The organism is Streptomyces hygroscopicus subsp. hygroscopicus (assembly GCF_001553455.1).
Taxonomy (GTDB): Bacteria; Actinomycetota; Actinomycetes; order Streptomycetales; family Streptomycetaceae; genus Streptomyces; species Streptomyces hygroscopicus.
The window spans coordinates 1-3,314 of record NZ_BBOX01000535.1 but is presented as its reverse complement, the minus strand read 5'-3'; the positions used below and the strand labels follow the sequence as shown (position 1 = coordinate 3,314).

The 3,314-nt window shown below is 75.1% G+C and carries 2 protein-coding genes and 1 pseudogene; 1 reads left to right on the top strand and 2 read right to left on the bottom strand.

Translation table 11 applies throughout. From position 1 onward, the window contains the following. A pseudogene (locus AXW62_RS38180) lies at positions 1–211 on the bottom strand (protein phosphatase 2C domain-containing protein); the annotation flags it as partial. A 601-nt stretch (positions 212–812) separates the two neighbouring features. Then, a complete protein-coding gene (locus AXW62_RS38175) occupies positions 813–2,264 on the bottom strand; it encodes a dihydrolipoyl dehydrogenase family protein (protein ID WP_060948404.1) in 1,452 nt (483 codons plus the stop codon). Between the two features lie 163 nt (positions 2,265–2,427). On the opposite strand from AXW62_RS38175, the gene AXW62_RS38170 reads away from it, so the two are divergent. Beyond that, entirely contained in the window at positions 2,428–2,841 is a 414-nt protein-coding gene (locus AXW62_RS38170) for a PPOX class F420-dependent oxidoreductase (RefSeq protein ID WP_060948403.1), read from the top strand. The last annotated feature ends 473 nt before the right edge of the window (positions 2,842–3,314 follow it).

Sequence of the window (3,314 nt, the reverse complement as noted above, 5' to 3'; positions counted from 1 at the left end):
CCTGATCCCCCGCCCGCGGCTCCCAGAGGGCACCTGCGGCCGGTCTGTGATAGCCGGTGTCCCGGTCACCGGCGAGCGTGCGGAAGGCCGAATCGAACCGGTCGTCCACGGAGTCCGCGGCCGCCGCGGGCCCCGCGTCGGAACGCCGCGGGTCGTACAACTCGGCCCACCAGTCGTCCTCATGACCGCTTCGGTCGCCCTGCTGGCTCATCCCCACATTGTCCACAGGGAGGCTCCGCGGGAACACCACGCGATGACCGGCGCGAGGCCCGCCCAAGATCCGCTCAAGCCGCCCCTGACGGCGGCCCCGGCGATGAGCCCCGGTGCCCCGAACCGGCCCCCGAACCCCGGACCCCGAACCCCGGACGCCAGGCCCGAAGGCCCAGACCCGGACCCCAGACGCCAGACCGGGCCCGGCCCAGATCCCCAAACCCCGGGCCCCGGACCCCCGAACCCCGGGCCCCGGACCCCCCGAACGCCGGACGCCGGACGCCGGACGCCAGGCCGAACGCCCAGACCCCGACCCGGACGCCAGGCCCGACCCCGGCCCAAATCCCCGAACCCCGAACCCCAATCCCAGACCCCCGAACGCCGAACCCCGGACCCGTACCCCGATACCGGCCCGGCCCCAGTGCCCCCGGACACCCCGGACACCCCCAGCCCCCTCCGGACGTCAGGCCCGGACATCCCAGGCCCCGGACACCACACACCCGAGCACCCCCGAGCGCCCCCGTGAGGGACCGGCCGGGACGGGCGGGGGCGCGCAAGGGGCCGGGAGACGTGGGGGCCGCCACGGGAGCGGTTCCGCGTCCTCAGCCCCGGTACGCCTCCAGGAGGCGCAGCCATACCTCGCTCACCGTGGGGAACGACGGCACCGCATGCCACAGCCGCTCGATCGGGACCTCGCCCGCCACCGCCACCGTCGCCGAGTGGAGCAGTTCGGCGACTCCCGGGCCCACGAAGGTGACACCGATCGGATGGCCCCGGTCCAGGTCGACGACCATACGGGCCCGGCCGCGGTAGCCGTCCCCGTACAGCACCGCGCCCTCGACCTGGCCCATGTCGTAGTCGACGACGCGGATGCTGCGGCCCTCGGCCTCGGCCTGCTCCGCGGTCAGCCCGACCGCGGCGACCTCCGGGTCGGTGAAGACGACCTGCGGTACGGCCGCCTCGTCCGCCGTGGTCGCGTGCGCGCCCCAGCGGTCCGTCTCCAGCAGCGGGACGTCCTGTGCGCGGGCCCCGATCGCCGCGCCCGCGATCCGTGCCTGGTACTTGCCCTGGTGGGTCAGGAGCGCCCGGTGGTTGACGTCGCCCGCCGCGTACAGCCAGCCGCCCGGTACGTCCCGCACCCGGCAGGTCTCGTCGACCGTCAGCCAGCCGCCCGGTTCGAGCCCCACCGTCTCCAGGCCCAGGTCCTCGGTGTGCGGGGTACGTCCGGTGGCGAACAGCACCTCGTCCGCCTCGAGCCGTTCCCCGTTCTCCAGGGTCACCGTGACCGGTCCGGCCGCCCCGCCCGGCCGGGCGACGCCCTTCACCGACGTACCGGTACGGATCTCGACCCCGGCCTCCCGCAGCGTCTCGGCCACCAGCTCGCCCGCGAACGGCTCGATACGGGTCAGCAGCCCGGAGCCGCGCACCAGCACGGTGACGCGGGAGCCGAGGCCGTTCCAGGCCGTGGCCATCTCGGCGGCCACGACACCGCCGCCCACCACGACCAGCCGCTCCGGCACCGTGGCGGAGCTGGTGGCCTCCCGGCTGGTCCAGGGGCGGACCTCGGCGATACCGGGCAGATCGGGCAGCGCGGCCCGGGTACCGGTGCACACGGCCACCGCGTGCCGGGCGGTGAGGACCCGCTCGTCGCCGTCGGAGCCGTCCGGCGGTGTCACCGCGACCCGCTGCGGCCCGGCCAGCCGCCCGTGGCCGCGCACCAAGTCGATACCGGCGGACTCCAGCCAGGTGAGCGCGCCGCCGTCCGTCCAGTTCCCGACCTGCTTGTCGCGGTGGGCGAAGACCTCGGCCGCCGACAGCGGTCCGTCGACCGCCTGCCGCAGTCCCGGGACGCGGCGGGCCTCGGCCCTCGCGAGCACCGGGCGCAGCAACGACTTGCTGGGGACGCAGGCCCAGTACGAACACTCGCCGCCGACCAGCTCACGCTCCACGATCACCGTGGAGAGCCCGGCGGCGCGGGTCCGGTCGGCCAGATTCTCGCCGACCGGACCCGCACCCAGCACGACGACGTCGTATTCGTCCGTGGCCTGGTTCATCGCAACCCGCTCTCTCGCTCCGTATCACCGTCTCGGCGCCATCGTGGCGTCGAGTTACCGCGCACAGCCATCCGAATCGGCGTTTCGGCCGAGCCCTCCGGGCGTAGGCGATGCCGGTCCCGCGCCTGATGCGCAGGGGACCCGGCCGCGCGACAGTGATCGTATGAGTGTTTTCACGGAACCCGAGGTCGGCTATCTCAGATCACAGCGGATCGGCCGACTGGCCACCGTGGACGGGCACGGTCAGCCGCAGGCCAACCCGGTGGGGTTCTTCCTCAACGAGGACGGCACGGTCGACATCGGCGGCTTCGCGATGGGCAGGACGAAGAAGTGGCGCAACACCGAGGCGAATCCGAAGGTGGCGCTGGTCGTCGACAGCGTGGTGAGCGAGCAGCCGTGGATGGTGTGCGGGGTCGAGATCCGCGGGGAGGCGGAGCGGCGCACGGGGCCGCATGACCTCGGCGCCCATATGAGCGACGAGGTCATCCGGATCCACCCGCACTGGGTCTACAGCTGGGGCCTGGAGGACGTGCCCGGCGCCACGAGCAGGACGGTGCCGGCTGACCCGAGCCCGTGAACCGACGCCACGACGGGTGCGCGAGCCGGTCCCGGCCCGGTGAGGCGGCCCGGTCCCGGTGAAGCGGCCCCGCACCGGTGAACCGGCCCCGCGCCGGTGGCCCCGGACCCGGCCCCGCTGAGGCGACCCCGACCCCAGTGAGGCGGCCCCGGCCCCGGTGAACCGGCCTCGCGGCGGTGAGGCGGCCCCGCGGCGGTGAGGCGGCCCCGAGCCGGTGAGGCGGCTCCGACCCCAGTGAGGCCGCCCCGGTCCCGATGAGGTGGCCCCGGCCCCGCTGAGGCGACCCCGGCCCCAGTGAGGCGACCCCGGCCCCGGTCAACCGGCCTCGCACCGGTGAGGCGGTCCCGAGCCGGTGGCCCCTGCCCCGGCCCGGTGAGGTGACCCCGCACCGGTGAACCGGCCCTGCACCGGTTGTCCCGGTCCCGGCCCGGTGAGGCGGTCCCGGCCCCGGTGAGGTGGCCCCGGTCCAGGCC